This is a genomic window from Citrobacter sp. W9, assembly GCF_026719375.1.
GTDB lineage: Bacteria > Pseudomonadota > Gammaproteobacteria > Enterobacterales > Enterobacteriaceae > Citrobacter > Citrobacter werkmanii.
The window spans coordinates 1-5708 of the sequence record NZ_JAPPTE010000047.1; the positions used below are offsets into that span (position 1 = coordinate 1).

The 5708-nt window shown below is 50.5% G+C and carries 7 protein-coding genes; 5 read left to right on the forward strand and 2 right to left on the reverse strand.

The window, feature by feature from the left end:
• The first annotated feature begins 275 nt into the window (after positions 1–275).
• Genes arsR through arsC form a run of 5 tightly spaced genes read left to right on the forward strand, consistent with a single transcriptional unit; the run spans position 276 to position 4584 of the window.
• Positions 276–629 (forward strand): As(III)-sensing metalloregulatory transcriptional repressor ArsR, encoded by a 354-nt coding sequence (gene arsR / locus OOJ59_RS27470; protein WP_001114073.1) that lies wholly within the window; start codon positions 276–278, stop codon positions 627–629.
• A 47-nt stretch (positions 630–676) separates the two neighbouring features.
• On the forward strand, positions 677–1039 hold the full coding sequence (gene arsD, locus OOJ59_RS27475; RefSeq protein ID WP_000783215.1) for an arsenite efflux transporter metallochaperone ArsD: 363 nt from the start codon (positions 677–679) through the stop codon (positions 1037–1039).
• Between the two features lie 17 nt (positions 1040–1056).
• Positions 1057–2808, forward strand: a complete 1752-nt coding sequence (gene arsA, locus OOJ59_RS27480) for an arsenite efflux transporter ATPase subunit ArsA (protein WP_001556710.1) — start codon at positions 1057–1059, stop codon at positions 2806–2808.
• A 48-nt stretch (positions 2809–2856) separates the two neighbouring features.
• Entirely contained in the window at positions 2857–4146 is a 1290-nt protein-coding gene (arsB, locus tag OOJ59_RS27485) for an arsenite efflux transporter membrane subunit ArsB (protein WP_000922630.1), read from the forward strand.
• 12 nt (positions 4147–4158) lie between these two features.
• A complete protein-coding gene (gene arsC, locus OOJ59_RS27490; protein ID WP_000065758.1) occupies positions 4159–4584 on the forward strand; it encodes a glutaredoxin-dependent arsenate reductase in 426 nt (141 codons plus the stop codon).
• A 30-nt stretch (positions 4585–4614) separates the two neighbouring features.
• Here arsC and OOJ59_RS27495 read toward each other — a convergent pair whose 3' ends face one another.
• Both OOJ59_RS27495 and OOJ59_RS27500 read right to left on the reverse strand, forming a co-directional pair.
• A complete protein-coding gene (locus tag OOJ59_RS27495) occupies positions 4615–5019 on the reverse strand; it encodes an ArsA-related P-loop ATPase (RefSeq protein WP_004118313.1) in 405 nt (134 codons plus the stop codon).
• An 8-nt stretch (positions 5020–5027) separates the two neighbouring features.
• Positions 5028–5600, reverse strand: a complete 573-nt coding sequence (locus tag OOJ59_RS27500) for a recombinase family protein (protein WP_001556711.1) — start codon at positions 5598–5600, stop codon at positions 5028–5030.
• Positions 5601–5708: the final 108 nt, after the last annotated feature.

A 5708-nucleotide genomic window follows, 5' to 3' on the forward strand; every position in this document is an offset into this window, starting at 1 on the left:
GGGGTCTGAGGGCCAATGGAACGAAAACGTACGCTAAGGAAATAACCAATTGTTATAATTGATATTATTCATTCTTCTCTATGAACTGAAAGCCCGCACTAAGCAATGTTTTAGCCTCAAATGACTTTTTTACCTACCCAACTAACGTAACGATCGCACATCAGGTCGTTTTTCAACCGCATAGTGACACCTGCACTCACATGCGAGAAAACACATATGATTTTGACTTCTTGTTTTGGTGGAGAGACAATACCCATTCATAGCAGGAGTACATAATGCCAGAAATTGCATCCCTACAACTTTTCAAAATACTATCTGATGAAACCCGCCTGGGTATCGTGCTACTGCTCAGGGAGATGGGGGAGCTGTGCGTATGCGATCTCTGCACAGCGCTGGAACAATCACAACCCAAGACCTCCCGCCATCTGGCGATGCTTCGGGAAAGTGGCCTGTTGCTGGATCGCAAGCAGGGGAAATGGGTTCATTATCGCTTATCCCCGCATATTCCTTCCTGGGCTGCCCTGGTGATTGAGCAGGCCTGGTTAAGTCAACAGGACGACGTACAGGCCATCGCCCGTAAGCTGGCATCGGCCAACTGCTCTGGCAGCGGTAAGGCTGTTTGTATCTAAAAATTTTGCCTGTACATATATGTTTTTACGAATATGAGGTGTTAAAGATGAAAATGTTAACGGTGTTTGATCCGGCGATGTGCTGCAGTACCGGCGTTTGTGGTTCAGATGTCGATCAGGTTTTGGTCAATTTTTCTGCTGATGTGCAATGGCTGAAAGGGCGTGGGGTTCAGATCGAACGTTATAACCTGGCGCAGCAGCCTATGAGCTTCGTTGAGAACGAAAAAGCGAAAGCATTCCTTGAGGCTTCTGGAGCTGAAGGGCTTCCGCTGCTGTTGCTTGATGGTGAAACGGTGATGGCCGGGCGATACCCAAAACGCGCTGAACTGGCTCGCTGGTTTGGTATACCGCTGGAAAAGGTGGGTTTAGCTTCCACCAGTTGCTGTGGTGGTAAAACTTCCTGTTGTTGAGTATGTCAGGAGGACATATGAAATTCTTAGAGAATATCCCGTCTTACCTGTTTTTCACCGGTAAGGGAGGTGTAGGCAAAACTTCGATTTCCTGCGCAACGGCTATACGTCTGGCTGAACTGGGAAAGCGTGTTCTGCTTGTCAGTACCGACCCGGCTTCCAATGTCGGTCAGGTATTCGATCAGACTATCGGTAACACTATCCAGCCCGTGACTGCTGTGTCTGGTCTTTCGGCTCTGGAGATTGACCCGCAGGACGCCGCCCAGCAATACCGCGCCAGAATCGTTGACCCTATTAAAGGTCTTTTGCCTGATGACGTTGTTAACAGCATCAGTGAACAGCTTTCAGGAGCTTGTACGACAGAGATCGCTGCATTCGACGAGTTTACTGGCTTACTGACTGACGCTTCTCTGCTGACCCGCTTTGATCACATCATTTTTGATACTGCCCCAACTGGCCACACTATTCGCCTTCTTCAGCTTCCCGGAGCCTGGAGCAGCTTCATCGAAAGTAACCCGGATGGTGCTTCCTGTCTTGGTCCAATGGCTGGGCTGGAAAAACAACGCGAGCAATATGCTCATGCGGTTGAGGCATTATCCGATCCTGAACGAACTCGCCTTGTGCTGGTCGCGCGATTGCAAAAATCAACACTGCAGGAAGTCGCTCGTACTCATGACGAATTATCAGCTATTGGCCTTAAAAATCAGTATTTAGTCATTAACGGTGTCCTGCCTGCGAGCGAAGCAGAACGTGATGCACTGGCCGCTGCAATATGGCAACGGGAGCAAGAGGCGCTGGCAAATCTTCCTGCCGGGTTATCTGATTTGCCGACAGACAACTTATACCTGCAGCCGCTGAACATGGTTGGTGTATCCGCATTGAAAGGCCTGCTCAACGAACACGCTGAGATAACATCGCTTCCTGAACAAAGCCCACAGAACAAGCCAGAGAATATGTCGTTGTCTGTCCTGGTTGATGATATCGCCCGCAGTGAACACGGTTTGATTATGCTGATGGGCAAAGGTGGTGTGGGCAAAACCACAATGGCTGCGGCTATCGCCGTCAGTCTGGCGGATAAGGGTTTTGATGTGCATCTCACCACCTCAGATCCTGCTGCACATCTCAGTACAACGCTCAATGGCAGCCTCAAAAATCTGCAGGTCAGCCGAATCAACCCTCACGATGAAACTGAACGCTATCGTCAGCATGTTCTTGAGACGAAAGGCAGGGATCTGGATGAGGCTGGGAAACGGCTGCTCGAAGAGGATTTACGTTCTCCTTGCACAGAAGAGATTGCGGTGTTCCAGGCGTTTTCACGCGTAATTCGTGAAGCTGGCAAACGGTTTGTGGTCATGGATACGGCACCTACCGGGCATACGCTATTACTGCTTGATGCTACCGGGGCTTATCACCGTGAGATTGCCAGGAAGATGGGGGATAAAGGTCATTTTACCACTCCGATGATGCAGCTTCAGGACCAGGAACGTACCAAAGTTTTGCTGGTCACTCTGCCTGAAACCACACCTGTACTGGAAGCGGCAAACCTGCAGTCCGATCTTGAACGTGCGGGGATTCATCCCTGGGGCTGGATTATCAATAACAGCCTTTCGATTGCACAGACGCAATCGCCGCTGCTTTGCCAGCGCGCCCTACAAGAGCGTCCTCAAATCGAGGTTGTGAAAAACCAGCATGCAAGCCGCATAGCGTTAGTACCGGTAATGGCTGCAGAGCCCACTGGCATCGAGAAACTCAGAGAGCTGGTTGTTTAATTTTTTTTGTATATACAGGGCGGCAAAGCCGTCCTGTCTGGAGGATTTATGTTACTGGCAGGCGCTATTTTTGTCCTGACCATCGTTTTGGTTATCTGGCAACCGAAGGGATTAGGGATCGGCTGGAGTGCGACGCTGGGCGCGGTACTGGCGCTGATCTCTGGCGTAGTCCATTTTGGTGATATCCCTGTAGTGTGGAATATTGTCTGGAATGCGACGGCGACCTTTATTGCCGTGATTATTATCAGCCTTCTGCTCGATGAATCGGGCTTTTTCGAATGGGCGGCGCTGCACGTTTCACGTTGGGGTAACGGTCGCGGGCGTTTGCTGTTTACCTATATCGTTTTGCTCGGCGCAGCGGTGGCGGCACTGTTTGCCAACGATGGTGCGGCATTGATTCTGACGCCAATTGTTATCGCCATGCTGCTTGCATTAGGTTTCAGCAAAGGCACTACGCTGGCATTTGTCATGGCCGCCGGGTTTATTGCCGATACGGCCAGTCTGCCGCTTATCGTGTCCAACCTGGTTAACATCGTTTCTGCAGACTTCTTTGGGCTGGGTTTCACTGAGTATGCGTCGGTAATGGTGCCGGTGGATATCGCAGCCATTATCGCCACGCTGGTGATGCTGCATCTGTTCTTCCGCAAAGATATTCCGCCAACTTACGACCTGGCTCTCCTGAAAGCACCGGCAAAAGCGATTAAAGATCTGGCAACCTTCAGAACCGGCTGGATAGTGTTGATCCTTCTTCTGGTTGGCTTTTTCGTCCTTGAGCCGTTGGGTATCCCGGTCAGTGCGATTGCTGCTGTAGGGGCTGTCATTCTGTTTGCGGTGGCGAAGCGAGGCCATGCCATTAACACTGGCAAAGTGCTTCGCGGTGCGCCATGGCAGATCGTCATATTCTCTCTGGGAATGTATCTGGTGGTCTATGGTCTGCGTAATGCCGGACTAACAGAATACCTCTCCGGTGTGTTGAACGTGCTGGCAGATAAAGGACTTTGGGCCGCGACGTTTGGTACTGGCTTCCTGACGGCTTTCCTCTCTTCCATCATGAACAATATGCCTACCGTGCTGGTTGGTGCTCTCTCTATTGATGGCAGCACTGCAACAGGCGTTATCAAAGAGGCGATGATTTTTGCCAACGTGATTGGCTGCGATCTTGGACCGAAAATTACACCTATTGGTAGCCTGGCAACGTTGCTCTGGCTGCATGTCCTTTCACAGAAGAACATGACCATCACATGGGGATACTATTTCCGCACCGGGATCGTCATGACTCTGCCTGTGCTGTTTGTAACGCTGGCCGCGCTGGCGCTACGTCTCTCTTTCACTTTGTAATGAGATACTGATATGAGCAACATCACCATTTATCACAACCCAGCCTGCGGCACGTCGCGTAATACGCTGGAGATGATCCGCAACAGCGGTATCGAGCCGACCGTTATTCTTTACCTTGAGACTCCACCTTCACGCGATGAGCTGCTCAAACTCATTGCGGATATGGGCATTTCCGTCCGGGCTTTGCTGCGTAAGAACGTCGAGCCGTATGAGGAACTGGGTCTTGCAGAAGATAAATTTACTGACGACCAGCTCATCGACTTTATGCTACAGCATCCGATTCTGATCAACCGTCCGATCGTAGTGACGCCACTGGGAACTAAACTTTGCCGTCCTTCAGAGGTTGTTCTCGATATCCTTCCAGATGCCCAGAAAGCGGCTTTCACCAAGGAAGACGGTGAAAAAGTCGTTGATGATTCAGGTAAAAGACTGAAATAAAGACGAAGGGGGCATTTGCCCCCTTCATTATTACTTCGCCATTTCTTCCAGCAGGTCAATACCAACCGGCTCTTCGCTCTGTAGCGCTGTTAATGCAATACGCTTTGCATACTGCTCTTCCACATCAGAGATGAGAGGCAGCTCGCGGTTCGCCCTGATCTTCAGGAAAGGCGAAGACGGTTGAGCAGCTGCCAGGCTGTTATTAACGACCCATGCCCACGGCTCGATGCCAGCTCGGCGTAGATCCTGCTGCAGGTTAGCGGCTTCCAGTACAGGTGTCGTTTCGGCAAGCGTCACGATAATCACCTTCGTCTTCTCCGGGTCTGCTGCTTTTTCGCTATCACCTGTCTTCGATGTCAGAAAGCGAGAGAATTCGGCTTCATGCTGTCGCCAGAACACACTCATGCAATTGTTGAATGCCTTTACATCACTCATGTTCGTCCTCAAATTTTGCTCAGATTAACCCGGCTCTCATCTTCCAGAATTTTATAAACAGTGGAACGGGCAATACTGAGCCGGCGGGCAATATCTGTTGCACCAGTTCCCTGCTGATGAAGTGCCAGTACACTATTTCTGTCGATGATGCGCTTTCGGCCAAACCGGATACCTTTCAGCCTGGCCTCCTGCCGTCCTTCGTTCGTACGCTCCAGAATCCTCCTGCGTTCGGCCTGGGCTACAGCTGAAAGAATGGTCACAACCATTTTCCCCATTTCACCGTCGGTGCTGATCCCGTCGTCTATGAATCGGACCGCGACTCCCTGAGCGTCGAATTCTTTTATCAGTTGGATCATATCGGCAGTGTCGCGGCCAAGCCGGTCGAGTTTCTTCACCAGGATGACGTCACCTTCCTCCACCTTCATTCGCAGCAGATCCAGTCCTTTCCTGTCGGTAGAACTGCCGGATGCTTTGTCGGTAAATATGCGACTGGCTTTCACCCCCGCCTCTTTAAGCCCCTTGATCTGAATATCGAGGGACTGCTGGCTTGTTGATACCCGTGCGTAACCAAAAAGTCGCATAAAAATGTATCCTAAATCAAATATCGGACAGTGGGTGTCTGTTATAACAAAAAATCGATTTAATAGACACCTAGACAACACCATTTTAGTGTGTCCGAGAATTTATAA